The following is a 25,282-nucleotide window of genomic DNA, read 5'->3' as shown; positions in this document are numbered from 1 at the left end:
TCAGAATTTAGAAACTGAATAATTCAGCTCCCAAATACACGAAAGGCTCCTTCATCGGAGCCTTTTTCTTTTGCGTTTTAAACTTCAATTGATTTAAAATCATCCAGAATTGATCTTTGAATTGCAATACTTTGGTAATCAAAGAGTTTTTGACGTTTTTCATAGGACAACCAAACCCCAGCCATATGAAACAATTACTTACTTTTTGCCTTGGACTCCTCTTGACTAGCTCCTATGGTTTTGCCCAAGAAGTAAAACTCAATCCTGCGCCAGACAGAAGAGCAGATGAAGGAGAAGGTCCTTTTGAACGCTTAATTATCCGAGGAGCTATTGTCATTGATGGTTCGGGAGCGCCACCTGCTGGACCTGCTGATATTGTCATTGAAGGAAATAGAATAGTCGCGATTCGACAAGTTGGCGTACCCAATGTCCCAATAGACGATGAGTCTCGACCCCAAGGTGCTACCAAAGAAATCGATGCGCATGGATCTTACATCATGCCTGGATTCATCAATCTACATGCTCACATAGGAGAGGCCAGAAAATCCCCAAATGCAGAATATCCCTATAAATTGTATTTGGCACATGGAGTCACAACCATCAGAGGAGTGCCAGCTGCAAATGTAGCCTGGACCCAAAGCGAGAAAAAAAGATCCGCAGCCAACGAAATCGTGGCTCCAAGAATCATTGCTTTTCACACCCTGGGACAAGGTGAAAACTGGAAAGGAGGAGCTGTTTATACTCCAGAAAAAGCCAGAGAATGGGTGACTTGGGCTGCCAGCCAAGGAGTAGATGGAATCAAATTTTTCAACCATGATCCGGATGTACTTCAGGCAGCTATCGATGCAGCTCATGAAAATGGAATGGGAACGGTCGCACATATTGCCCAACCCATGGTCGCGCAAACCAATGCCTTGGATGCTGCGAGAATGGGCCTTGACAACATGACTCATTATTACGGATTGTTTGAGGCATTGTATAAAGATGAAGACATTCAGCATTGGCCAGCTGAGTTCAATTACAATGATGAGCAGCATCGCTTTAGCCAAGTAGCTTATCAATGGGACAAAATCCATCCAAGGGGAAGTGAGAAATGGAACGCGCTGATTCAGGAATTCCTAGAGCTTGATTTTATTATTGATCCCACCATGACGGCTTATTTGGCAGGAAGAGATCTTATGCGAGAGCGAAATGCGGAATGGCATAAAGAATATACTTTGCCTTCACTTTGGGATTTTTACACACCAAACCGTGAAAACCATGGGTCTTATTTTTACAACTGGACGTCTTGGGATGAAACCGCTTGGCGAAATTTCTACAGAGTATGGATGTCTTTCTTGAATGATTACAAAAATGCGGGAGGTCGCGTAACCGTCAGTGATGATGCCTCTTTCATCTATAATCTTTGGGGATTTGGGTTGATTGAAGAAATGGAATTACTTCAAGAGGCTGGCTTCCATCCCTTGGAAGTTATAAGAGGAGCTACACTTCATGCAGCTCAGGCCATCTTTGAGCCAAAAGGAAAACCGATTGAATTTGGAGTAATTCGACCAGGTTTATTGGCGGATTTGGTGATAGTGGATGAAAACCCAATAGAAAATCTCAAGGTGCTTTATGGAACAGGCTTCTTGAAACTCAATGATGAGACCGGAGAGATGGAGCGAGTCGGCGGGGTAAAATACACCATCAAAGATGGAATTGTTTACGATGCTGTTCAACTTCGGGAGGATATCAAAGCAATGGTCCGAAATCAGGAAAAATAAAAAAGCTCGTCCTAACTTATAAAAACCCTCTGAAGATCTTTTCCAGAGGGTTTTATTTTGACCCTAGGCCTCCAAGAGAATTTTTTTATTTAGGCGAAACTTATATTTTTAATTTTCTAACTTTCAGGAAGTTCTCTAAACCCAACAAACCTATGAACATTAAAAAAATTGTCCTCTTCTCGGGACTACTTGTTTTTGCTGCCTCAGCTATAGCGCAAGACGGCACTATTTATCCTTTGGAAAACCCTTCAGAGCCAAAAGCTATCCTTCTGAATACCGGAGGAGTTGAAGATCAGCCAGCACCAGAAACCTGGTTTCGTCAATGGGGAGATCCCATGGCCAGAAATATTTCCACTGCTACCTTAACACCATTTTTACCAGAGCCTGGAAAAGCAAATGGCGCAGCTGTAATTGTCGCTCCAGGAGGTGGTTTCAGATGGTTATCTATGGGAAATGAAGGATGGGAAGTAGCTGAGGCTCTTGCAAAGCAAGGCTATGCTGCTTTTGTACTTAAATACAGACTTCACCCCACGCCAGAATCTCTGGATGACTTTAGCGATTGGATGAATCGTCCTCGCCCTGCTACTCCTGCGGCTTCATCTGATGCTACTCCACGCCCTGCACCTATGGATCTTTCCAATCAATTGGAAGATGCAGAAGCGGCTTATGCCATGATTTTGGATCGTGCTGAGGAATGGGGAGTTGATACTGACCGAATCGGGATGATTGGATTTTCAGCAGGGGCAGGTTTGACCATGCATTCTACTTTGAATTCAAAAACTATGAAATTGGCTTTTATTGGTCCAATCTATGGCGGTATGGGACCGGTAGAAGTTCCTAAAGACGCTCCGCCAATGTTTTGTGTTATTGCATCAGACGATTTCCTTTTCAGAGGACAGTTTGGAGTGATTGATTCTTGGTACAAAGCCGGAATCCCTGTTGAGTTTCATTTGTATCAAAATGGTGGTCATGGCTTCGGTTTAGGAAACCCAAATCGTACAAGCAACAAATGGTTCGATGCATTTATTCACTGGTTGGATGTGAATAAATTTACGGAGGCCAAAGCGGAATAAGAGTAAATCATTCAATCCCTATAAATCTCAAATCCCCAGTTAATTTCTGGGGATTTTTTTATTCCCATCTTTTGCTCGGGGCCTTGAAGGCTTGACTTTTGGTTTTCAAAACCAGAATTTTCACTTATCTTTTTACTTCCTGTTACATCTGAATGGGCAAATGACTTCCTATCCATTTCTAGAAATCAAATCATGAATTCTTCTCTACAAAAAATCACTTTCCTTCTTGTCTTGAGCTCTATCCTAGCCTGCAAAAAACAAGAAGAACAGAAAATTGATTTTAGGGAAATCGTCATTTCCCAAATGGACTCCATCCAAGGCAATGTGGCTGTGGCATTTATTAATCTTTCAGATCCATCGGATACCCTATTTATCAATGCTGATGAGGAGTTTCATGCTGCAAGCACGATGAAAGTGCCGGTGATGATTGAGTTGTATAAGCAAGAGGAAGAGGGAAAGCTAAATCTTGATGACAGCCTGCTTTTAGTCAACGAGTTTAAAAGTATCGTTGATGGAAGTCCTTACAGCATGGATATTGGGGATGACAGTGATGATGTGATCTACAGTAAAATCGGAACTACAGTAGCTATCAAAGATTTGATTTACAGTATGATCACAGTAAGTAGTAATCTGGCTACAAATGTTTTGATCGAACTGGTAGATGCTAAAAATGTCACTGCAACCATGCGTAGTTTAGGCGCTGAAAAGATTGAAGTTTTGCGAGGTGTGGAAGATCAAAAAGCTTATGACCTGGGACTAAGCAACTCAACTACTGCAAAAGATCTGCTCATCATCATGCAGGCTATCGCAGAAAATAAAGCTGGGACTGAAGCTGATTGCGAGGAAATGGTAGGAATTCTAAAGGATCAAAAGTTTAATGAAATCATCCCTTTTTATTTGCCCGAAGAGGTATCAGTAGCCCATAAAACTGGCTCCATCACGGGAGTTCATCATGACGCTGGGATTGTCTATCTACCTGATGGCAAGACCTATGTTTTGGTTTTGCTATCTAAAAATCTAGAAGACTTTGAAAAAGGAACTGAACAACTAGCTGGAATTTCCAAGACAATCTATGCGCATATGCAAGAAAAATAAATGAATCCTATGAAACGCTTTTTCACTGCTTTCCAAAACCCAATATCATATTCCGTTTGGTTTTTAATGATCATTTTTTTATTGGTTACAGGCGTTGCCAGATCCCAATCAATGGAAAAAGGTGCTTTTCCTTTAAAAGAACTAATTGATTCTGCTTCTATTCCGGGAATCAGTATTGCCTTTATTGATAATGGTAAACTTTCCTATTCAGAGGCCTTAGGAGTGAAAAATGTGGAAACTGGCGAAGCTATAGATGTCAATACCATATTTGAGGCGGCTTCTTTAACCAAACCGATTGTAGCCTATTGCGCCATGAAGATGGTTGAACTTGGGAAATTGGATCTTGACAAACCCCTCTACCAATACATGGAATATCCAGACGTGGCGAGGGATGAGAGATATAAATTGATTACCGCCAGAATGGTTTTATCTCATACCACAGGGTTTCCTAATTGGAGGGCAAACCGAAGCAGTGACAAAATGAAAATCAATTTTGATCCTGGTTCACATTTCGGTTATTCGGGTGAAGGATTTGTTTTTCTTCAAAAGGTGATGGAAAAAATAGAAGGAACTGACTTGAATAGTTTGGCTGAAAAATGGCTCTTTGAGCCTTTGGGAATAGCGAATAGTTCTTTGATTTTCCCCGATACAGAAAATTATGCGGTCGGTCACAATCCCCAGAAAGAAGCTCGGAATAAATTCAAACCAAAGTCTCCAAATGCTGCCTACAGCATGCATACTACAGCAGAAGATTATGCTAAATTCTTGATTGAGCTTTTACAACCAATAGGTCTAAAAAAATCACTTCAAGAGCAAATGATCCTACAACAAGTCCTAATGGATTCATCCGACTCAAGTTTGGCTTGGGGACTTGGTGTAGGAATTAATGTCATTGAAAACGAGGAGCTGATTTGGCACTGGGGAGACAATGGGATTTTCAGGGCATTTTTCATCATTTCACCACAACAGAAAAAAGGCTTCGTCTACTTTACGAATAGCCAAAATGGGCTTAGTATTGTGAATCGGCTCTTGGACTACACTTTTTCCAACCCAGAAATCATGAAAAACTGGAAAGAATATGATCAATTTTAAAGCGCATTAAAGGCTTGGCTTTCCAAAGACTCTAGAAACGCATGATTAAAATCCTTTCTCCACTATAAACATCATTTCCTTTTCATATAAGAGACTGATCTTCAGTATAAAAAAGAACTAATCCAAGCTTAAAGCAAGAGTTAGCGCCGAGACTTTTTCCAAAATTAAACTGCTAAATGCAATAATAATTTTACGATTTGGATCTGATTCTTCTATTTTTGAGGCGCGGTATCGGGATTTGATTTTACCAAGTTGTAGAATTAGAGAACAAAGCTTCCATAAAGCAAGTCCTGAAATTGTCGAGCTGATTCTTTGCCAAACAGGAATAGTGATTGCTGTATTGATTTTATCTTTGGCGAATCGGAAGACGAAAATGCCGCTTGAGGTCAAAGTGAGGAGGAAATTTTAATCAGAAAGAGTAAACCAAGTTTTTAAATTAAAAGCGCCACATCCTAATTTTCATAAAGCCAAGAGGTTTTTGAAGCGCCTACTACAATGAATGATTTATGACTGTTAGTTCTTTGTTTATAGCCTTGTGTGGAATAGGGTGGATTGTGGCGTACGTGGATGCTTTAAGATTGGGTTTCAAGGATAAAACCTACTCCATTCCCTTCATTACCCTGGCTTTGAATTTCACTTGGGAAATCCATTATACCATCCAAGGTTATCATGTTTTTGGCTATCATGTTTCCACTATAGTCAATTTTTTATGGGTTTTGGTAGACATCGGGATCCTCTATACCTATTTCAAATACGGAAGAAAAGAAGTGAAAGCCAGTACGCCAGTATTCTATGGGCAGGCCTTTGTTTTTATAATTCTTTGCTCCATTATTCACCACTTTACTTACCAGTGGTTGGGAATAGTTAAAGGTGCTTTGTATGTGGGTTTCTCCATTAATTTTATCATGTCCTTCCTCTTTATTCGGATGTTTTATCGCAGAGGCGGATCCCAAGGACAATCACTTTTAATTGCAATTTCTAAATGCTTTGGCACTTTCTCATCCACAATACTCATCGGAATGATCGGTTCCAAAACGGCTGGTGGCATCAACCATCATATCCTTTACATGGGACTTATCATTTTTGTGGTGGACCTTTTTTATATCAACCTGTTGGTGAAAGACAAAAAAAAGGCGAAAACCAAAGTCTCCGCCCTTTCCTAAGTTAAATTTTACTTCGTTCCAAACTTGTAAATACAAGTTTGCTCGTATTTTTCTCCCGGTTCCAAAATCGTGGAAGGGAAGTTCGGCTGATTAGGAGAGTCCGGATAATGTTGTGTTTCCAAACAAAGTGCTGTTCTGAATTCGTAAGGCTTTCCACCTTTTCCCTTTGCATTTCCATCGAGGAAATTACCTGAGTAAAACTGAATGGCAGGCTCTGTAGTCCAGACTTCCATGGAAATCCCTGTCGTAGGAGAATAAACTGTTGCTGCCATTTCCAATCCTCCTTCTTCTTTCTTATCCAAGACCCAGTTATGGTCAAATCCGCCTCCAAAGGTTAACTGTTGATTTTCCACTGCAATGTCTTTACCGATAGCTTTGACAGAAGTAAAATCAAAGGGAGTTCCCGCGACAGGATCAACGCTTCCAAGAGGGATCAATGTACTGTCAACAGGTGTATATTTGCTGGCATTTAACATCAACTCATGGTTCAATACGTCAGTTGTTCCCTCTCCATTTAAGTTAAAGAAAGAATGATGCGTCAAATTCACTGGAGTTGCTTTGTCAGTTTCGGCCTCGTAAGTGATTTTGAATTCATTCTCATCTGTGAGAAAATAAACCATTTTCACCTGGAGTGTTCCAGGATAGCCTTCTTCACCATCTTTGGAAACATAAGTAAAGACAATGTGAGAATCATCAGCTTCCTCGACATTCCAGATAACATTATGAAACCCTCCAGGTCCTCCATGCAGAGAATTTACTCCATTATTGATTGGAAGGGAGTAGGTCTGCCCATTTAGGTCGAATTTTCCTTTGGCAATTCTATTTCCATAGCGACCAATCGCAGTTCCAAAAAATGGTTCTGGGGATGTTAGGTATTCCTCTGGTGTATCAAAGCCCAAAACAACATCTACCAGCTTCCCTTCTTTGTCGGGAACCTGAAGAGTCATCACTCTGGCACCAAGATCGGTGACTGTCATTTTTACTCCATTGGAGTTAGTCAAAGTCATTATTTTATAAGGGCTTTCTTTCATTACAGTTGCTTCTACGGGCATTTCATTTGATTTTTTTTGTGCACATGCGCCTATCAAAATCGCAGCACTAAGTGTCAGTAATTGTGTTAATTTTTTCATAGCATAGCGGCTTTTTCCCTATCCATTTCTGGTCTAGGAGGAGTTATTTTACTGAAACTTGATACAATTTATCGTGTAAAGGCTTCAATTGGGCAGCCTTCATTTTTATTACTTTTCTGTCATAGGTCATCAACCCATTTGTTTCAACCTCCACATCGGTAGTCTGAGTATAAACCGCAGCGGATAATCCATCAGAAATAAGCTCTTCCAATCGTTTCATCAGACCTGCATAGCGATTTAGCAATTCCTCTTCGTTCTTGAAACTTTGGTAACCCCAGTTATCCTTCTGCTGCCATACGTGGCCGTCAACTGGAAGTCCTAAACCACCAAATTCACCCAAAACGATGATATTTTCCTTACCGAAAATTCCCGGATCCGGCATTTTCGCATCTGGGTAATTATGTAAGTCAATGATATCTCCAGTGATCTTAGTGCCTTCCATTTCAAAATTACCTCCGCTGGCACTGTTGACTAATCGGGAAGGGTCATGGTTTTCGGTCCATTCTGTGATTTCTTTTGTCTTAAACTGACCCCAAGCTTCATTGAAAGGAACCCAAACCACTATTGAAGGAAAGCTGTAAAAATCATCCATAATTTCTTTCCATTCCGTACGATAGATTGCCTCAGATTCGGGAGTTCTAGCTCGATCAGTTTGGCTACCCAAAACGCCAACTTTCATTTCCCAGCCATTGCCCATGTCACCGCTAGGCATATCCTGCCATACTAGCATTCCCATTTTATCGCAAGCATAGTACCATCTGGCTGGCTCGACTTTGACATGCTTTCGGATCATGTTAAAGCCCATGTCCTGAGTCTTTTGAATATCAAAAACCAAAGCTTCTTCACTTGGAGCTGTGTACAAGCCATCTGGCCACCAGCCTTGGTCTAAAGGACCGTATTGAAATAAAAACTTACCATTCAGCATCATTCTTTGAATACCTTCAGCATCAGGAGCCATTTTGATTTCACGGATTGCTGCATAGCTTCCTACTTCATCTAGCACCTTTTTTCCGCTGATCAATTCTACTTTCAAATCATAAAGGACTGGATTTCCAGGTTCCCAAAATTCAGCATTCGCAATAGTCAATTTCGCTGTACCATTTGGATCAATAGTCTGCTCAGCAAGCATGTTCCCATCTTTCCAAGCAGAAACTTTCACTTGTTGGCCTGCTTGTGCCGCAGTCACTTGTGGTGTAACTAGAATTTGCTTTGATTCTAAATCAGAAGCATTTCTGATCCCTGCAATGTAACTGGAAGGAACTGTTTCCATCCATACTGTCTGCCAAATCCCCGTAACTGGAGTATACCAGATACCGCTCGGATTATTGACTTGTTTACCTCGGGGCTGAGGTCCATCATCACTTGGATCCCAAACTCTCACTTGGAGAACTTGGCTTTTTCCTGATTTCAAAGCTGATGTGATATCAAATTCAAAAGGGTCATATCCTCCACGATGAATTCCAACAGAAACTCCATTGACAAAAACCTCAGTCTCCCAATCGGAAGCGCCAAAATGTAAAATCACATGATCTTTAATTGATTTTTTTGGGCTTGCAAATTCTGTGTTGTACCAAAGTTCCTGATCCTTTCCTACGGTTTTACCCACTCCTGAGAGTGCAGACTCGACTGCAAAAGGCACCAAAATTTCCCCTTCGAAATTTGATGGAGCTGCAGCTCCTTTCGCCTGTATCGCGTAGTCCCAAAGTCCATTTAGGTTAACCCAATTGTCTCGGGTCATTTGTGGTCTAGGATATTCTTGATGTGCATTTTCCGGAGTGACTTTCTCAGTCCACTCAGTCATAATTTTCCCCTCTACAGGTTTCCAATCCTGAGCTTGGACCAGATTCATTTGTTGGACAAAGACCAAAAGGGCTCCGCAAATCAAAGTTTTCTTCATTACAATAGGTTTATTTAAAATTGAAATAGGTAAAAATTCATTAATAAAGGATTTTGACAGTCTTAAACTGTACGGAGGAATCATCGCTTCCTTTGGCTACCAAGCCCAATCTGAAGCCCATTCCCCAGGGAACCAAATGCTTGACGTCCTGCTCCTCGCCGATTGAATATTCCTTGCCATCAACCTCGGCGGAAGTGGTCATTAGATATCCATCTTTCATTTTCAGGATCAATTTAACTTCTTTACCGGCAGGAACTGTCTGAGTTCCCAAGACTTTTGTACTCTGATTGATTGTTTCCCAAAGTGTAATCTCATTTCCTAGGATAGAAACCCCCATTCCGGCTACTGGAGCCCCAAATCCATTATTCGCTCCACCAATTACAGCTAGGCCAGCTTGAGCTTCCTCGGTGGGAACTATAGTAGCTTCGTATTGATAGTCTAGAGATTTAGTGCCTTGAACCAGCAATGTCCCCAAACCTTCATTTTCATTAGATGCCTGCAGCTTCAGTCCATCTTTTCCGGTTTCATATTGGATGTCCTGAGTTACTCGCCATTGCCAGATAGGATCTAGTCGGTTTTCAAAAGTATCTGTAAACTCGAGTGATTTTTTGCTTCGTTCATAAGCTGCATTGTTTGCTAAAACAGGCCAAGCATCTGCAGTCCAAGTTATCTTTTCCAAAACGCCCTGTCTGCCTACATAAACACTTCCTTCTCTATTATAGGCATGATAAAGCATAAACAGGTCTCCGCCTTTTTCTACCACTGTACCATGTCCAGCACATTTCCAGTTTTCATTATCCTTGAGCACTGGATTCATATCATATTTCTCCCAAGGACCTAAAAGCGATTTACTTCTGGCCACTCCAGTGACATAATCACAAGTAATTTCACAGCAACCACGAGCTGAGTAAGTCGCATAGAAATAGCCATTCTTCCTAAAAATCGCAACTCCCTCTACTAGCTGACCTTCCCATTCCTGGTCATTGCGAAATAGCTCATGTTTTTCACCGATCAATTCTGTCCGATCTTCATTTACCCTTTGGGCCCAAATAGGAGTTTTTTGACCTTTACTGTTTCCATCTTCCTTCCAGAGCACATATAGATTCCCATTCTCGTCTCTCGTTTCAAAAGCATCAATGGATCCATATTCCTGAGCTACCAAAGGTCCATGGTCTGTAAATTTGCTTTCCGGAGAATCAGCACTAGCTACAGCCACGCTTAATCGATTGCTGCTCTTATCTCTAGCAGTATAGTAAGCGTAGATTTTCTTTTGCTCCTCATCATAAGAAAGCTCAGGTGCCCAAAAGTTATTTTTAGCCCAATCAGGTGCCCCGACTGGAAAAACATAATTGACAAGCTCCCAATTAACCAAATCCTTGGATTTGAAAATCGGAAAAAGCGGTGCCCATTCATTCGAAGTGGCCGAGGCATAATAATCATTGCCGATTTTCACAACTGTTGGATCGGGTCTATCTCCTGCCAAAACCGGATTTGCAATCCCTCCGATTTGTGCATTTGCATTGATTATTAAACTAAAAAAGAGGCTGAAAAGCCCTATTCTAATTAGGTTCATAGGTTTATTGGTTATTTTCCAAATAAGGAAAAGCAGTTATTCTTAATCGCGCTGCTCCCATAGGAATCAGGGTAACATCTACAATCGGTTGATCACTTGTGGTTGGAAGGTCTTTTAATTCACCTACCAAACCATATTGGTCTAGTTGCCACTTTGGAATTTGCTTGGCCTTTGCCACAATTTTAATGGGAACCTCCTCAAGCGTGAATGGAAAATCAGACTTTGGCCATTTGCCATGCATGACCTCCAATGATGAAGCTGGGTCATTTTCATCAATTACTAGGCTATAGTTCCAATCTGTAACGGGGCGAATTTCCCAAGAAGGCCATTTTTTTGTATCGGCTCCTTCCTGCCATTTAGAATCCCAAATGGCGGTTTCATCACTGTCTTTTTTCAGATATTTCTCCCTGATTTTCAAAGAATAAGTCAATGGCCCTCGCATGATACTCAAACTATTGCTGTTCTTTTCCCATCGCTTTGTGCTGATTTCCATGGGAAGTTGCAAAGTGATTTTATCCTGGCTTTTCCATGTTCTTTCAATTTTCACAAAACCAATTCCGTCTATTTTATCTTTTGCAAGCTCTCCGTTAATGGATACTGCAGCACCTTTTGCCCAAGCAGGAATTCTTAGATAGAGAGGAAATTTCACTTCTTTTTCCATCGAAAGCTCAAAATTTATTTCCTCCTCGAAAGGGTAATGCGAGCTTTCCTCAATTTTCACTTCTGTCCCGTCACCCACTTTCACTTGCACGGTATTTTCTCCATAGAGAGCAGCGACAACCCCATTATCCGGTGTAGCCATCCACATGTTTTCAATAAAATATGGCCAACCTTGGGAATGGTTATGCTGACAGCATCTGGAGCTAAACGGGTTCATCAAAAGAAAAGGACCTGAATTGGAGATTCCAGGGGCATGATTCTCTGCATCCAAAAGAGCCATATTGGGCGAAGTGATGTAGTGCAAGGCTTTGAAGTCAGGCATGACAGCTGCAGGATAGGTATTAAAGGCAACTTCCTCTGCGTGGTCTGCCCAAAATGGATCTCCGGTAATCCGTAAAAGATGTTCGTCAGAATTCATCTGCTCCACCATCCCACAAGTTTCAACCCCTTGTCGAGGATCGGCATAACCCGGTCTTGCGTTTTCATCTGAACCGAACATTCCGCCCGGGACCTGTCCAAAATGTTCCCGGATAATTTTAAAATTCTCGTAGCTGGCCTCTAAGTCTGATTCATTTTTTGAAAGCAGATAATATTGAGCAGGCTCTCGAAATGCTTGTGCATGATTTACATTATGCCAATCGACCTGATCGCGATACCAATCCGGAACTTCCCCACCATCTCTGACTTCATAGTAGTTTCTGATTTGGTCAAGAGGTAAATCTCTGCCTTCCCAATTCGCGGTATTCCTGTGGATTTTTTCTGCTAACTCTAATAAAAACTTATCACCTGTTCTGTTATAGAGCCAAAAAACACTGCGAAGATTATCTCCCCCTCTCAGTTTTTGCCAATAGCCTTCCAAAAAATTCTCATCAGGTACACTCAGCTCATACTTGAAGTAATTAGTCATGAGTTCCAAAACCCTTGGATCCTCCGAATACTCGTAATAGGACTGTAGGCAGTAGAGCATGATCATATTTGCCCAAAAATCCTGATTATCTCCGTCAAAGTGTTTTGGCCCAAAATTCCCGTCTTCCCGTTGGCTTTTAAGCGTTCCTTCTATCCAGATCATTGCCTCCTTTATGATTTTCGGGTCTTCAAGGATATAACCGATATTTGCATAACCTTTGAGCCAATAAGGAACTTCTTCCCAGCCCCATTTTCCTTCTCCATCAGGAGAGAGCCATGCATTGTCCTCCTTTTGTAGCCAAGCGGATATTTCTCCCAAATTACCAGTCAAGCCATCTTTTTGTCTAAGGAGATATTCTTTCAGAAACCCCTCAGGTTTGACTGCGCCAACAGGTAGTTTGATCAGAGCACTTGGTGCCAAAGGAGCCCGATTACTGACATAAAACTCATTTGTTTGGGCATTGGGAATCCGATCAATAAAGGTGACTTCATCCGAGATGGAGTTCTTTTTTTCGCATGAAAAAATGAAAACCAAGAGGGAGATAGAAAAAGCCTTTTGAATTGTATAATTAAACTTCATCAGTATTGAATTTATGGCTAAAACACCGGTGCTTCAGTCTGCTCCGTGCTTGGTTCCTGATTTTTTACGGTAGGCCAGTCCTCTTCCCATTGAATTTTATCGAGCATGAGAACTCGCCTATTCACTCCGTTGGCGAGTTTTGCATTTTTACTATCCATGGCATGATACAAAAACCAATCCTCACCCTTAGCATCTGTCACAATCTCTGAATTATGCCCCGGCCCTACATAGCCATTTTCTTCCTTATTTTTAGTCAAGACCAATTTTCCAGAGCCCTCTTCTAAAAGCGGTTTCCCGGCATGATCAAGATAGGGTCCTTCCAATTTTTTGGACCTTCCCACCAATACTCTGTAAGTACTTTTCGCTCCTTCGCAGCAAGTTCCAGCAGATCCAAAAAGGTAATAGTATCCGTTCTTTTGATGGACATAGGCAGCTTCCAGATGATTTCCTGCTAATTGGATTTTCGACCCTACTGCCTTTTTTCCATCTTTAGAAAGCTTTGTCAGAAAAAGACCATGAAAACTCCCCCAGATTAGGAATTTCTCTCCTTTCTCTTCGATAAAAAACGGATCAATTGAATTCTTTACACCGATTTCCTCGGAGGTAAATACCGATCCTTGATCTATAAAGGGCCCTTCTGGTTTATCAGCAATTGCCAATCCTATCCCAGGATTAGGATCTCCCCATGTAGAAAACGAATAATACATGTAAAACTGATTCCCAACCAAGGTGACATCCGGTGCCCAGATTCCTCCTTTTGCCTTCCAATCCGGCTTTTTGACCATGGCATTTCCTACCTGCTCCCAATGCACCAAATCCTTTGATTTGATAACCGGAACCAAATGGTAGCCACCTTCCTCTCCCCAATTGTCCTCGGTACCATAAGCATAGAATTCATCTTTAACCTGGATGACAGAAGGATCTGCTAGAACCGGCTCAAAAACCGGGTTTTGATAGGAAATTCTTCCGATTTCAATTATGCCTTCTGGCTCCATGGTGAAGTCAGAAAAGGAAAAAAACAAGTAAAGGGGGATTAGAAAAATTGACATGGGTCTAAAGTTAATTCAGCTGAATTTGCTGTGCATTGAATCAAAGGGTCACAATTTAATTGATCTGTTTTTAAAACAATACCGAAAAGGATAAGATTAAGCACAAATCCACCAGCGGTGTGGAAATACCACTTTCTAAAGATATTTTTAGATTCTAAACTAAACAGCAATGAAAAAAAACTACCTATTCGGTCTTGGATTACTATTGATCCTTGGGTCACAAGTGCAGGCCCAAGATGAAACCATAGACCAAATCATCAAGGAAGAAACTGAAAATTCTCAGCTGAAGCAGATTGCTCATGAGCTAATGGATGGAATCGGACCAAGATTGGTTGGCACTCCTCAAATGAAAAATGCTCATGATTGGGCAGTGGAAAAATATCAAGGTTGGGGTATTGAAGCCCGCAACGAACAGTGGGGTGAGTGGAAAGGATGGGAAAGAGGAATCACCCATATCGATATGATCGCTCCTTGGACCAAATCTCTTGCTGGTCAGCAATTGGCTTGGAGCCCAACTTCTCCACAAGGGGGTGCAGTTGGTGAAGTAGTGACAATTCCTGATTTGGCAGATGAAGCAGCTTTTGCAGCATGGCTACCTTCTGTCAAAGGAAAATATGTAATGATCTCCGCTCCACAGATTACGGGTAGACCGGATTACAACTGGGAGGAATTTGCAACTGAGGAATCCTTCGAAAAAATGAAAGAAGAGCGTACCGAGATGAATAGAGCTTGGAACGCCAGACTTCAAAAAACCGGAAAAGGAAGAAGAGAATTGCCTTTGGCTCTTGAAGATGCTGGTGCCTTGGGAATTATTACTTCTTATTGGTCTCAGGGTTTTGGCGCCAATAAAATCTTCTCTGCTTCTACCACTAAAGTTCCTACAATCGACCTTTCTTTAGAAGATTATGGCTTACTTTTCAGATTGGCAGAAAGTGGTGAAAAACCTCAGATCAATTTGAATGCACAGTCTAAAGATCTTGGCGTAGTACCAACTTTCAACACAATTGCTGAAATCAAAGGAACAGAGAAGCCTGATGAATATGTCATGCTATCTGCTCATTTTGATTCATGGGATGGCGGTACAGGCGCTACCGACAACGGTACCGGAACAATCATGATGATGGAAGTGATGCGCGTATTGAAAAAGGTGTATCCAAATCCAAAAAGAACAATTTTGGTGGGCCATTGGGGATCTGAAGAGCAAGGTTTGAATGGATCCAGAGCTTTTGTGGAAGATCATCCAGAAATGATGGAAAAAATCCAGGTATTGTTTAACCAGGATAATGGTACCGGCCGAGTGGCAAATGTCTCTGGACAAGGATTTGTGGACAGCTACGAATACTTAGGCAGATGGATGTCTAAAGTACCAAGAGAAATCACCCGTGATATTGAAACAAACTTCCCAGGAAATCCTGGCGGTGGCGGATCTGACTATGCTTCTTTTGTAGCAGCAGGTGTTCCAGCTTTCTCCTTGAGCTCTTTGAACTGGTCTTATTTCAATTACACTTGGCATACCAATTTGGATACCTATGATAAAATCGTTTTTGATGATGTGCAAAGCAATGTAATCATGGCTGCTATCATGGCATATTTGGCTAGCGAAGAAGACAACATGGTTTCCAGAGAAGTTAGAATTCCGGTTGGAAGAAATGGTGAACCAACAGAATGGCCAACCAAAAGATCTCCAACAAGAAAAGGCGGAATGGATTAATCTCCTTCTTAAATAACTAATTAAAGCCACGATTTTTCGTGGCTTTTTTTATGGTGTCCTAAGTACCAATTAGTGGAAAAAGAAAAGGTTTCGTATTTTTCTATAACCTTAACGCCTTCCCCATGATGAAATTTTTAACCCTTTCTTTTCTTGTATTTTCTTTTTTCATGATTCCGGGGTTCGCCCAAGAACGAATTCTTGTTGATGCTGTCGAAAAAGCCAGATCAGAAGGTTTTTCTGGTGTTATCCTAGTTGCTCAAGATGGAGAGATCCTAATGGAGGAAGCAATTGGAATGCGATCCTTTGAGGATCATGTGGCATTGAAGAAGTCTGACATATTTGAAATGGCTTCTGTTTCAAAGCAATTCACAGCCATGATGATCATGATGTGTCAGGAAAAAGGCCTGTTGAATTTTGATGATCCGGTGGAAAAGTATCTGGAAATCCCCTACAAAGGAATCACCATTCGTCAATTGCTGCATCATACCAGTGGGTTGCCGGATTATCAGGCGGTAATGGATGAGCATTGGGATAAGAGCAAAGTAGCAGGAAATACAGATATCCTAGTCTACCTGAATAAATACCAGCCTCCAATGCTTTTTGAGCCGGGAGAAAAATATCAATACAGTAATACTGGCTACGTTTTCCTTGCCAGCATTGTGGAAAAAGCCACTGGAAAAGATTTTGTGGATTTGATAGAGGAATGGATTTTTAAGCCACTTCATATGAAATCCACAGCAATTCGATCTCCTGAAGCAAAAGCTAAGGTTAAGAATTTTGCTGTTGGCCATATCAAAGATGAAAACGGTACTTATGTCAATGCCAATAATTTCCGATCATCAGACTACACTGTTTGGCTAGGAAATAGAAAAGGCCCTGGAAGGGTCAGCAGTACCGCCGAGGATCTGTTGTTGTGGGATCAGGCTTTGTATGGAGAAAAATTAGTTTCTAAAGAAACCATGGAGCTTGCATTCACCCCAGCAAAACTCAATGATGGAACCAGAAGCTATTATGGTTTTGGTTGGGAATTGGAGCCGAAAAGTCCTTTGGGAAAAATGGTCATGCACACAGGAGATAATCCTGGCTATAAAACCATTATTGTACGCTACATCGAAGAGAATAAAACCATCATTATTCTGAATAATAATTACCATCCAGTTATGATGCGTTTGGTAGAGGCAGCAACACTCTCTTTAGGAAAATGGTAATCAATTCGATTGAGTACAATTGAATTAATCGCCTAATGCAGCCATTTTAAAGCGATCCAATATTGGAGTGGAGTGTTCTTTTTGCATTATCTCCTCCATTTTTTTCACAAGATCCGGGTTGGCAGCTGCTACGTTATTTTGCTCTTTTGGATCAATGGATAGATCATACAGCTCAATTTCCAGATTTTCTTCCTTCATTATATTCTGGCGAACCGCCTTCCATTTTCCCATTCTCACGGCTTGTTGACCACCATATTCAGGATATTCCCAAAACAGATATTCATGTTCTTCTTGCTCTTTTCCCAATAGCGTGGGAAGAAAGCTTTTGCCATCAGCATCGGCAGGAGCAGGAATTCCTAATAAATCACAAATCGTTGGCAGCACATCATAGAAAGCGGAAATATGATCCGTTTTTGATCCAGCTTCAACCTTTCCAGGCCAGCTCACCAGCATTGGAATCCTTATCCCTCCTTCGTAAACAAAGCCTTTGGTTCGACCATAGCCATTGGTAAAAGGCTTTGAACTTTCGAAGTAATCAAAATCTACTCCTCCGGTATAGGTGGGCCCATTGTCACTGGTGACTACAATGATGGTATTTTCTTCTAGACCCAATTCTTTTAGTTTATTTCTTACTTCACCAATTTGTTGGTCAAGAAGCGAAATCATAGCTGCGTAAGTGGCATGTGGATATCTATTTGGAAAATAGCCGTTAACTCCGGTGTAAGGATCCTCCTCTCCAAATTCTTCGTGATACTTATCCACATCATTCAAAGGGGCTTGAAGCGGTACATGTGGCAATGGAGATGCATAGTAAAGAAAGAACGGTTCATCTTTATTTTCTTCCAGAAAACTCAAAGCCTTTTCATGCATCAAAGTTGGCGCATAATCCTGCTGTTGATATTTCTTGTAGCTGGCAGGATCATTTGGGTCAGCTAAAGAATCTAATTTTGTGCTCGGAACCACTATGGGATTATTCAAAGGAACTTTAGTCTCGTTTTCCCAAAGGTGAGGAGGGTAAAGATTATGGGCCTGTCGTTGACAATTGTAGCCGTAAAAATAATCAAAGCCCATTTTGGTAGGGATGCTTTCTGTAGTCGGTGCACCCAAACCCCATTTCCCCACAATTCCAGTTTTATATCCTTCTTTCTGCAAAATTGAAGCTAAAGTTACCGTTCCCCCTGGCAAGGGTCTCTGCCCTTCCAAATTAGGATCCGCAGCAGCTTTGGCATAATCCCAAACTTCCCCTCGTTCTCTCCACTCATCATTTCCTCGGATATAGGCATGCCCACCATGTTTGCCCGTCAGCAAAATACATCTTGCTGGAGCGCAGACCGGAGCACCAGAATAATGGTTCGTAAAAACCATCCCTGAAGCAGCCAAAGCGTCAATATTTGGAGTTTGAATTTTCACCTGTCCTTGATAGCCAACCTCTCCATATCCCAAATCATCGGCTAAAATGTAGACGAAATTGGGCTTTCGATTCTTCTCTTCCTCAGGCTTGCAACCCAATAACACCAATGCTCCGAAGAGGATTATAAATGCCTGTTTCATTTCAAATTAATATGGGTGGAAATGTATTCAATTGCCTGATTTAACCTTTCCTTTTCGCTACCATAGACTACTTCGAAAGGAAATCCGCTTGCTTTTGCCAAATTAAGATACTTTTCAAAAAAATATTGCCTCATCTCTAGTTCAGGATATTCCCTTAATGGATCTGGTTCCCAAGGCAAATCTGTAGCTGTCAATAAAATCAAACTATAGTCTCGCTTGGCTATCTGTTCCATTACCCAAGGATGGGTTTTCCCAAATCGATGCTCTGACCAAATGTGGATAACTCGTAAATCTGTATCACAAAAAAGGAACTTATCCGCCTCCAAAGCCAATTGGTCTTCAAGCCGAACCTGGCCTTTAGCTATTTCCAATAAATCATCATATTCATAGTTTCTACCCAATTGATCCAAGTATTCACGGGCATATTCAGGAACCCAAGGTTCATTATAATATGTGGATAAGTCCGAAGCAAGGGTGCTCTTACCAGTAGATTCGGGTCCTAAAATTAAGATTCTTTCAGGCTTCATAGGCTTTTGCAGATTTTATCCAGGCAATCAAGCCCATGGTAGCCAATACAGTGAAAAAGGTAAATTGGACCGTTGTCAAAATAAGACCTTTATAAAAATAGAGTGGAACTGACACAAGATCGGTGATGATCCAAAAAATCCAGTTTTCCACTTTCTTTTTTGCCATTAGCCACATACCCACAAAAGCCGATGCTGTGGTAAAAGAATCCCAATAAGGCACATCGCTATCGGTAAATGTGGATAAAACAAAATATAAGGTGAGATAGGAAATCAGAAATATACCCAAAGCTATAAGCCAGCCTTTTGGTTTAAGCCAGGTTACCGGCAAAACATCTACTCCGGTTTTGGGATGAGTCCAAACATACCAGCCATAAATTGACATACTAAAATAGTAAGCATTGATGCCCATATCAGCATACAATTTATATTGGAAGCAAATCCAAACATAAATCAGCGTGGAGATAATCCCTGTAGGATAAACCCAAATATGCTCCTTCATGGAATAAAAAACCGAAGCAATTCCAAAAAACACGGCGACAGCTTCCAGCCAAGTCATGTTTCTTAGTCCTTCGGATAAGCCATCTAGGAACCATTGTAAATCCATACCCGAAATAAGTGAAATTTTCTAAACCTATTCCCTCTAAACTTTGGTTATAAACAAACCGATCAAAACTTATCAAGTTTGATCAACAAGTTTTGGGACTTATTACCCTTTTCCCTCTTTCCTGATTAACTTTGCCAGCTATGACTTTGAGCACTTTATCCGCTAAAACCGACATTGACTCCCTTGATCCGAAGGATTTTATCATCATCAAAAATGCACGGGTCAATAATCTGAAAAGTCTGAGCGTGGCCATTCCAAGGAATAAATTGGTAGTGGTCACAGGCCTATCTGGTTCAGGAAAATCTTCTTTGGCTTTCGATACGCTTTTTGCCGAAGGGCAACGCATGTATGTGGAAAGTTTGAGTTCTTATGCTCGTCAGTTTCTCGGCAGAATGGAAAAACCGGATGTGGAATACATCAAAGGTGTTGCTCCTGCCATAGCGATTCAGCAAAAAGTCAACACGAAAAACCCAAGATCCACAGTCGGAACTACCACTGAGATTTATGATTACCTGAAGTTGCTTTTCTCAAGAATCGGTAAAACCATCTCTCCAATTTCTGGCAAGGAAGTAAAGCATCATACAGTAACTGACATTGTTGATTTTGTACAGTCTTTTGAAGAAGGGACTAAAGTCATGATTTCCTGTCCCCTTCAAATGGAAAGAGGGCGTAAAATCGAGCAGGAATTGGAATTGCTCTTGCAAAAGGGCTATACCCGAATTTTGATTGATGAAGAGGTTTATTTCGTAGAAGATCTGCTGGGCGAAAAGAAAGTGCCAAAAGGGAAATACGAGATCTTAATAGACCGGGCATCAGTGATTAAGGATGATGAAGACAATCAATTCCGAATTGCTGACTCAGTTCAAACTGCCTTATTTGAAGGCCATGGGGATTGCAAAATTACTGTTCCAGGTAAGGAAACACGCACTTTTTCTGATCGATTTGAGCTAGATGGCATTCAATTCGAAATCCCATCAGTGAATTTCTTCTCTTTCAACAATCCTTATGGAGCCTGCAGAACCTGCGAAGGTTTTGGAAATGTGCTCGGAATAGACCCAGATTTGGTCATTCCGGATAAGGAAATGTCAGTTTATGAAGGAGCGATTGCCCCATGGCGAGGGGAATCTTCCAGAAGCTGGTTGGAGCCATTATTGAAAAAAGGAATTGAATTTGACTTCCCTATCCACCGGTCATACAACGAACTTACAGAGAAAGAGCAAAACCTAATTTGGACTGGAAATAAGTATTTCAAAGGCTTGGATGACTTTTTCAAGGATCTGGAATCCAAAACACATAAAATCCAATATCGAGTGATGCTTTCACGATTCCGTGGACGCACCACTTGTCCTGACTGTAAAGGAACGCGACTTAGAAAAGATGCTTCCTATGTGAAAATCGAAGGAAAATCAATCACTGATTTGGTTCTGATGCCAATTGATGAGGCTTTGGAATTTTTCAATAAACTTGAACTCCCTTCCCATCAAGCCAAAATTGCAAATCGTCTTTTAAAGGAAATCCAAAGCAGACTTTCTTACATGGATGAAGTAGGATTAGGCTATTTGACATTGAATAGATTGACATCTACGCTTTCTGGAGGGGAATTTCAACGGATTAAATTGGCCACTTCCTTAGGTTCAGCATTGGTGGGCTCTATGTATATCTTGGATGAACCAAGCATCGGACTTCATCCTAGAGATACCGATCGCTTAATCGGCGTATTGAAGTCCTTGCGTGATCTGGGCAATACAGTAATTGTGGTGGAACATGAGGAAAAAGTCATGAAAGCCGCAGACCAGATCATAGACATTGGACCAGACGCAGGAGTCAATGGAGGAGAATTGCTATTCCAGGGACCTATCGAAGACTTGATGGCTTCGGCCCAAACTTATACTGCGAAATACCTTAGAGGAGAGGAGCAGATTTTCAAGAAAGATGGAAACCGTAAATGGAAAGACAGTATTTTGGTCAAAGGAGCAAGGGAGAACAATCTGAAAAACCTCACGGTAAAATTCCCTTTGAATACCCTTACAGTTGTTACAGGAGTTTCAGGTTCTGGTAAGTCTACTTTGGTGAAAAAAGTGTTGTACCCAGCTTTGGGGAAAATGCTTGGAACTGTCATAGATGAAAGTGGAAAGTATGACAAAATTGAGGGTGATTATCGATCTATTTCACAAATTGAATTTGTAGATCAAAACCCAATTGGTAAATCTTCCCGCTCCAATCCAGTAACTTATGTGAAGGCCTATGACGCCATTCGGGCACTCTTTTCTGAACAGGCAATCTCCAAACAACGAAACTATAAACCGGCATTTTTCTCTTTCAACGTAGATGGTGGCCGATGTGAAGCTTGCTCTGGGGAAGGTATTACGACTGTGGAAATGCAGTTTATGGCAGATATCCACTTGACATGTGAATCCTGTAAAGGGAAGCGCTTCAAAAATGAGATTTTGGATGTCAAATACAAGGATAAAGATATTTCTGAGGTCCTCGACATGACCATCGATGAAGCCATTGAGTTCTTCAAGGGCAAAACACAAATTGTCAACAAGCTACTTCCTCTTCAAGAGGTAGGTTTGGGATATATTGGAATGGGGCAAAGCTCAAATACCCTTTCCGGCGGGGAAGCCCAGCGTGTGAAATTGGCATCCTTCCTTGGCAAAGGTGGCACCAAATCAGGAGATCATATTCTGTTCATTTTTGACGAACCGACAACAGGACTTCACTTCCATGATATCAAAAAACTGCTTCATTCTATCAATGCATTGATTGATCAGGGACATTCTGTCATCATCATCGAGCATAATACAGAAGTGATCAAATCAGCCGATTGGGTGATTGATTTAGGGCCTGAAGGAGGAAACAAAGGAGGTCATTTGACATTCGAAGGAACCCCAGAAGATATGATGAAGGAAGAAGGAAATTATACTGCGAAGTATTTGAGGGAGTCTTTTGTGTAGTGACTGAAGAAAGCACAAAACTGTACTTATTAACAGCTAAAGTCTTAATTAACCTTAAATTTATAGCGAGAATTTTCTGAAGGAAAATCTGATGAATATATTAGTTCAGGTATAATCTGAAACTAATTCAAAATTCATCATGATTGACCGATTGCTACTAATCCTTGCCTTTGCTTTTTTGCCTCTAATCTCATTTGCCCAAAATAGAGTTGAGGTCAAAGATCCTGAAATTAAATTCAGCTATGTTCTACCTGAAGGATGGCAGGTAAGGGATGATGGGTACGATTACATTATTGAATCCCAAGACGTAAAAGATGCCTACCTAACTCTCACCTATGTGGAAAAAGCAGTAGGAACAGAAAAATTTGAGTCGCTTTTGGAAAGTCAATCGGTAGAAGAAGATTTTCTATTTGAGGTACAGTATATCCTGCCCGAAGACTATAAAAATTTCACTGTCCTCAAAAATGGCGATACAACAATTGATGAAAGTCCAGCTTCATGGGTTGAGTTTTCACATGGGGAAAAAGGTGACCAGGTTGGTGTTTTTTATATGTTCGAAAAGCTCAATCAGAACTTCAAAATCGTAGGTTCGGCACCTGCCGGCGAATACAATAACGTCAAACCCATTTTTACTGCAATTTTGAATAGTTTTCGGGCAGAGACTTTATAGCTGATATTTATTAAAGGATTATTTTTAGTTCTGTATTTCTTTGACAATCTCCTGATTTGAAATCTGATTATTCAATCTTGCATAGCTGTTTTGGCTGATCTATATTCGCAAGCAATTCAGGAGAAGTATATTGGGATCTTAGCTCATCCGCGATAGCTATCGGGAGGTTTAAAGCGCATTGTCTATTGGGATCTTAGCTCAGTTGGTTTAGAGCGCTGCCTTGACAGGGCAGAGGTCATGGGTTCGAATCCCCTAGGTCCCACATTGATTTTTATCTATAAGAGTAAAAGAGGTCAGTAATCCATAAAGAAGTAAAAGGTTATGGGTTCGTCCACGATAGCTATCGGGACCCCTAGGTCCCACATTGATTTTTATCTTTAAGAGTAAAAGTGGTCAGTAATCCATAGAGAAGTAAGAGGTTATGGGTTCGTCCACGATAGCTATCGGGACCCCTAGGTCCCACAGAAAAGGGTCATCCCGCATTGGATTGACCCTTTTCTTTTTTAAAGATTAAAATTCCTCCTGCTCATACTTTAAAAATCTCAGGCTATTCTTTTCGACTCGCAATAGATCAGGTCCCGATTGTTCTTTTTCAAATTCCAAACTGATCAATGCTGTTCTTCTTGGGGAAACTTTGCTGTCGGAAAAATGGGTATGTAGGACATAATGGAGCTTTCCATTGCTGTCAGTAAAATAATCTCCATGACCTGGACCATTCAAGCCAGCATCAGCTTTATTGAATATAGGATTGTCAGGGCTTTTTTGCCAAGGACCCAGGGGACTGGAACTGACCGCATAGCCTAGGGCATAATCGGGATTTCGAAAATCATTGGCAGAGTAAATAAAATAATAAAGCCCTTCATGCTTCAAAATCGCAGGACCTTCAGAAACTGTCCATTCCACATTTTGTGTGTTTTCCCAAGGCTCCTCCGCATGAAAACAATATTTCAAAGTCTCTTCTTTAATCCCGGAAAAGTCATCATTCAATTCAGCTACGAAAAGTCGGTTCCCTTCCGAAAGCCTGACATGATAGAGGTATTTTTTCCCATCTTCATCTATAAAAACATAGGGATCTATTTGTTTTACCGGAGCTTCTATACTCTTTAAAACTTCCTGCTTAAATGGCCCTAAAGGGCTTCTGGATTTAGCAATCGCAATCTGTTCATTTGCAGTATAAGCCATAAAAAACTCCCCTTTATATTCAAATACTTGGGGAGCCCAGAACCCTTTATCCCCAAATGATTCCCCTTTTTTTAGAGCAAAACCATCATTGATTTGGGACCTTTTCCAAGACTCAAGATCATTTGAAATATATACCTCAAATCCTTGATTTGAATCCTTACCGCTTGTTCCATAGAGGTAATAAGTCCCGTCATAATAAAAAATACTGGGGTCCGCCAAATAAATGCTTTCTTCAGAAGAGGCAGAAAACAAATACAGGAATAGGTAAAAGAATGGGCTTAGAAAAACAGAAAGTGACATATCAAGAAGTTTCTTTACAAGAAAAGACTACAAGAGCATTTTTTAAAAACTTCTTGAAAAAATGTACGCTCCGACAAACTATTATCGCCCCCCTCTAAGTATTTACCAACTTTCAGAAAGGGAGAATTGGGAAATTATCTTTAACACATAAAAAAAGGAGCATTACCTAATGCTCCTTTTATACATTCAACCAAACCAATTATCCAACGCACTGATTTACATTACTCCAAGTGCCTCCATTGATTACATTTTTAAAGCCATTTTGTTCAAGAATATTTTTTGCCTGAGCACTTCGGTTTCCACTTCTGCAGAATACCACAATATTTTTCTTGCCTTTGAAGTTCGCCAATTGACTACCTACACGGTCCAAAGGAATATTCACCGCGCCTTTTACACTACCTGAAGCAAATTCTCCGGCAGATCTTACATCTACCAAAAATGCTCCTTCTTTGATTGCTTCGGTGAGAGTTGAATTATCAATGCCACCGAAAATTGCTGAGAAAAAACCCATCGCTATTGTTGTTTATAAGTTTCAAATATGATGATGCAATTTGCTTTAGAAACACTTCCCAGACAGCGACAATTATCACA

General features: G+C 41.0%; 20 protein-coding genes and 1 tRNA gene. 10 read left to right on the top strand and 11 right to left on the bottom strand.

Translation table 11 applies throughout. The features are described from left to right. Nucleotides 1-7: 7 nt before the first annotated feature. Nucleotides 8-163, bottom strand: a complete 156-nt coding sequence (locus J0A69_RS03890; RefSeq protein WP_206585195.1) for a hypothetical protein — start codon at nucleotides 161-163, stop codon at nucleotides 8-10. A gap of 22 nt (nucleotides 164-185) precedes the next feature. Between J0A69_RS03890 and J0A69_RS03885 the strand changes: the two genes are divergently transcribed. The 5 genes from J0A69_RS03885 to J0A69_RS03865 all read left to right on the top strand — a co-directional run bounded on the left by J0A69_RS03885 (nucleotide 186) and on the right by J0A69_RS03865 (nucleotide 6,186). Beyond that, nucleotides 186-1,763 carry an amidohydrolase family protein gene (locus tag J0A69_RS03885; RefSeq protein WP_206585194.1) on the top strand — a complete coding sequence of 526 codons (1,578 nt, stop codon included), beginning with the start codon at nucleotides 186-188 and terminating at the stop codon, nucleotides 1,761-1,763. A gap of 152 nt (nucleotides 1,764-1,915) precedes the next feature. Next, on the top strand, nucleotides 1,916-2,836 hold the full coding sequence (locus J0A69_RS03880) for an alpha/beta hydrolase (protein WP_206585193.1): 921 nt from the start codon (nucleotides 1,916-1,918) through the stop codon (nucleotides 2,834-2,836). 192 nt (nucleotides 2,837-3,028) lie between these two features. Further along, complete coding sequence (locus tag J0A69_RS03875) at nucleotides 3,029-3,931, top strand: serine hydrolase (protein ID WP_206585192.1); 903 nt, start codon at nucleotides 3,029-3,031, stop codon at nucleotides 3,929-3,931. A 9-nt stretch (nucleotides 3,932-3,940) separates the two neighbouring features. Next, the gene (locus J0A69_RS03870) at nucleotides 3,941-5,023 is read left to right on the top strand and encodes a serine hydrolase domain-containing protein (protein WP_206585191.1); all 1,083 of its coding nucleotides are present in this window, start codon (nucleotides 3,941-3,943) and stop codon (nucleotides 5,021-5,023) included. A 506-nt stretch (nucleotides 5,024-5,529) separates the two neighbouring features. Continuing rightward, nucleotides 5,530-6,186: a transmembrane-type terpene cyclase gene (locus J0A69_RS03865; protein WP_206585190.1), complete on the top strand. Its 657-nt coding sequence runs from the start codon at nucleotides 5,530-5,532 to the stop codon at nucleotides 6,184-6,186. Nucleotides 6,187-6,194: 8 nt separating this feature from the next. On the opposite strand, the gene J0A69_RS03860 is transcribed toward J0A69_RS03865, so the two are convergent. From J0A69_RS03860 to J0A69_RS03840, 5 genes are read right to left on the bottom strand one after another with little or no spacing between them, the layout of a single operon-like run. Further along, the gene (locus J0A69_RS03860; protein ID WP_206585189.1) at nucleotides 6,195-7,316 is read right to left on the bottom strand and encodes an aldose epimerase family protein; all 1,122 of its coding nucleotides are present in this window, start codon (nucleotides 7,314-7,316) and stop codon (nucleotides 6,195-6,197) included. Nucleotides 7,317-7,359: 43 nt separating this feature from the next. Then, complete coding sequence (locus J0A69_RS03855; RefSeq protein ID WP_206585188.1) at nucleotides 7,360-9,213, bottom strand: glycoside hydrolase family 2 protein; 1,854 nt, start codon at nucleotides 9,211-9,213, stop codon at nucleotides 7,360-7,362. A gap of 40 nt (nucleotides 9,214-9,253) precedes the next feature. Beyond that, complete coding sequence (locus J0A69_RS03850; protein ID WP_206585187.1) at nucleotides 9,254-10,786, bottom strand: glycoside hydrolase family 43 protein; 1,533 nt, start codon at nucleotides 10,784-10,786, stop codon at nucleotides 9,254-9,256. Nucleotides 10,787-10,790: 4 nt separating this feature from the next. Beyond that, nucleotides 10,791-12,932, bottom strand: a complete 2,142-nt coding sequence (locus J0A69_RS03845; RefSeq protein WP_206585186.1) for a beta-L-arabinofuranosidase domain-containing protein — start codon at nucleotides 12,930-12,932, stop codon at nucleotides 10,791-10,793. Nucleotides 12,933-12,949: 17 nt separating this feature from the next. Then, the gene (locus J0A69_RS03840) at nucleotides 12,950-13,981 is read right to left on the bottom strand and encodes a family 43 glycosylhydrolase (protein WP_206585185.1); all 1,032 of its coding nucleotides are present in this window, start codon (nucleotides 13,979-13,981) and stop codon (nucleotides 12,950-12,952) included. A gap of 169 nt (nucleotides 13,982-14,150) precedes the next feature. Here J0A69_RS03840 and J0A69_RS03835 point away from each other — a divergent pair, with 169 nt between their 5' ends. Beyond that, nucleotides 14,151-15,692, top strand: coding sequence for a M20/M25/M40 family metallo-hydrolase (locus J0A69_RS03835; RefSeq protein WP_206585184.1), 1,542 nt, complete (start codon nucleotides 14,151-14,153; stop codon nucleotides 15,690-15,692). A gap of 122 nt (nucleotides 15,693-15,814) precedes the next feature. Beyond that, a complete protein-coding gene (locus J0A69_RS03830; RefSeq protein WP_236032608.1) occupies nucleotides 15,815-16,900 on the top strand; it encodes a serine hydrolase domain-containing protein in 1,086 nt (361 codons plus the stop codon). 24 nt (nucleotides 16,901-16,924) lie between these two features. Here J0A69_RS03830 and J0A69_RS03825 read toward each other — a convergent pair whose 3' ends face one another. Genes J0A69_RS03825 through pnuC form a run of 3 tightly spaced genes read right to left on the bottom strand, consistent with a single transcriptional unit; the run spans nucleotide 16,925 to nucleotide 19,582 of the window. Continuing rightward, complete coding sequence (locus tag J0A69_RS03825; RefSeq protein ID WP_206585183.1) at nucleotides 16,925-18,451, bottom strand: arylsulfatase; 1,527 nt, start codon at nucleotides 18,449-18,451, stop codon at nucleotides 16,925-16,927. Then, the gene (locus J0A69_RS03820; protein WP_206585182.1) at nucleotides 18,448-18,978 is read right to left on the bottom strand and encodes an AAA family ATPase; all 531 of its coding nucleotides are present in this window, start codon (nucleotides 18,976-18,978) and stop codon (nucleotides 18,448-18,450) included. Before J0A69_RS03820 ends, J0A69_RS03825 begins: the two co-directional genes overlap by 4 nt. Continuing rightward, the gene (pnuC, locus tag J0A69_RS03815; RefSeq protein ID WP_206585181.1) at nucleotides 18,968-19,582 is read right to left on the bottom strand and encodes a nicotinamide riboside transporter PnuC; all 615 of its coding nucleotides are present in this window, start codon (nucleotides 19,580-19,582) and stop codon (nucleotides 18,968-18,970) included. Before pnuC ends, J0A69_RS03820 begins: the two co-directional genes overlap by 11 nt. A 140-nt stretch (nucleotides 19,583-19,722) precedes the next feature. Between pnuC and uvrA the strand changes: the two genes are divergently transcribed. From uvrA to J0A69_RS03800, 3 genes are all read left to right on the top strand, one after another. After that, the gene (gene uvrA, locus J0A69_RS03810; RefSeq protein WP_206585180.1) at nucleotides 19,723-22,539 is read left to right on the top strand and encodes an excinuclease ABC subunit UvrA; all 2,817 of its coding nucleotides are present in this window, start codon (nucleotides 19,723-19,725) and stop codon (nucleotides 22,537-22,539) included. A 139-nt stretch (nucleotides 22,540-22,678) separates the two neighbouring features. Continuing rightward, entirely contained in the window at nucleotides 22,679-23,209 is a 531-nt protein-coding gene (locus tag J0A69_RS03805) for a hypothetical protein (RefSeq protein WP_206585179.1), read from the top strand. Between the two features lie 187 nt (nucleotides 23,210-23,396). Then, nucleotides 23,397-23,471, top strand: a tRNA-Val gene (locus tag J0A69_RS03800). A 248-nt stretch (nucleotides 23,472-23,719) separates the two neighbouring features. On the opposite strand, the gene J0A69_RS03795 is transcribed toward J0A69_RS03800, so the two are convergent. Together J0A69_RS03795 and J0A69_RS03790 are read right to left on the bottom strand one after the other, a co-directional pair. Continuing rightward, nucleotides 23,720-24,691, bottom strand: a complete 972-nt coding sequence (locus J0A69_RS03795) for a glycoside hydrolase family 43 protein (RefSeq protein WP_206585178.1) — start codon at nucleotides 24,689-24,691, stop codon at nucleotides 23,720-23,722. 199 nt (nucleotides 24,692-24,890) lie between these two features. After that, nucleotides 24,891-25,202 carry a rhodanese-like domain-containing protein gene (locus J0A69_RS03790; RefSeq protein ID WP_206585177.1) on the bottom strand — a complete coding sequence of 104 codons (312 nt, stop codon included), beginning with the start codon at nucleotides 25,200-25,202 and terminating at the stop codon, nucleotides 24,891-24,893. Nucleotides 25,203-25,282 lie beyond the last annotated feature (80 nt).

Source organism: Algoriphagus pacificus, from assembly GCF_017254845.1.
Classification (GTDB): Bacteria; Bacteroidota; Bacteroidia; order Cytophagales; family Cyclobacteriaceae; genus Algoriphagus; species Algoriphagus pacificus.
This window is presented reverse-complemented; position numbering and strand designations above follow the sequence as displayed.

Coding starts and splice junctions, on each gene's coding strand:
- J0A69_RS03890 (WP_206585195.1), bottom strand. CDS start 163: ATGAAAAACGTCAAAAACTCTTTGATTACCAAAGTATTGCAATTCAAA.
- J0A69_RS03885 (WP_206585194.1), top strand. CDS start 186: ATGAAACAATTACTTACTTTTTGCCTTGGACTCCTCTTGACTAGCTCC.
- J0A69_RS03880 (WP_206585193.1), top strand. CDS start 1,916: ATGAACATTAAAAAAATTGTCCTCTTCTCGGGACTACTTGTTTTTGCT.
- J0A69_RS03875 (WP_206585192.1), top strand. CDS start 3,029: ATGAATTCTTCTCTACAAAAAATCACTTTCCTTCTTGTCTTGAGCTCT.
- J0A69_RS03870 (WP_206585191.1), top strand. CDS start 3,941: ATGAAACGCTTTTTCACTGCTTTCCAAAACCCAATATCATATTCCGTT.
- J0A69_RS03865 (WP_206585190.1), top strand. CDS start 5,530: ATGACTGTTAGTTCTTTGTTTATAGCCTTGTGTGGAATAGGGTGGATT.
- J0A69_RS03860 (WP_206585189.1), bottom strand. CDS start 7,316: ATGAAAAAATTAACACAATTACTGACACTTAGTGCTGCGATTTTGATA.
- J0A69_RS03855 (WP_206585188.1), bottom strand. CDS start 9,213: ATGAAGAAAACTTTGATTTGCGGAGCCCTTTTGGTCTTTGTCCAACAA.
- J0A69_RS03850 (WP_206585187.1), bottom strand. CDS start 10,786: ATGAACCTAATTAGAATAGGGCTTTTCAGCCTCTTTTTTAGTTTAATA.
- J0A69_RS03845 (WP_206585186.1), bottom strand. CDS start 12,932: ATGAAGTTTAATTATACAATTCAAAAGGCTTTTTCTATCTCCCTCTTG.
- J0A69_RS03840 (WP_206585185.1), bottom strand. CDS start 13,981: ATGTCAATTTTTCTAATCCCCCTTTACTTGTTTTTTTCCTTTTCTGAC.
- J0A69_RS03835 (WP_206585184.1), top strand. CDS start 14,151: ATGAAAAAAAACTACCTATTCGGTCTTGGATTACTATTGATCCTTGGG.
- J0A69_RS03830 (WP_236032608.1), top strand. CDS start 15,815: ATGATGAAATTTTTAACCCTTTCTTTTCTTGTATTTTCTTTTTTCATG.
- J0A69_RS03825 (WP_206585183.1), bottom strand. CDS start 18,451: ATGAAACAGGCATTTATAATCCTCTTCGGAGCATTGGTGTTATTGGGT.
- J0A69_RS03820 (WP_206585182.1), bottom strand. CDS start 18,978: ATGAAGCCTGAAAGAATCTTAATTTTAGGACCCGAATCTACTGGTAAG.
- pnuC (WP_206585181.1), bottom strand. CDS start 19,582: ATGGATTTACAATGGTTCCTAGATGGCTTATCCGAAGGACTAAGAAAC.
- uvrA (WP_206585180.1), top strand. CDS start 19,723: ATGACTTTGAGCACTTTATCCGCTAAAACCGACATTGACTCCCTTGAT.
- J0A69_RS03805 (WP_206585179.1), top strand. CDS start 22,679: ATGATTGACCGATTGCTACTAATCCTTGCCTTTGCTTTTTTGCCTCTA.
- J0A69_RS03795 (WP_206585178.1), bottom strand. CDS start 24,691: ATGTCACTTTCTGTTTTTCTAAGCCCATTCTTTTACCTATTCCTGTAT.
- J0A69_RS03790 (WP_206585177.1), bottom strand. CDS start 25,202: ATGGGTTTTTTCTCAGCAATTTTCGGTGGCATTGATAATTCAACTCTC.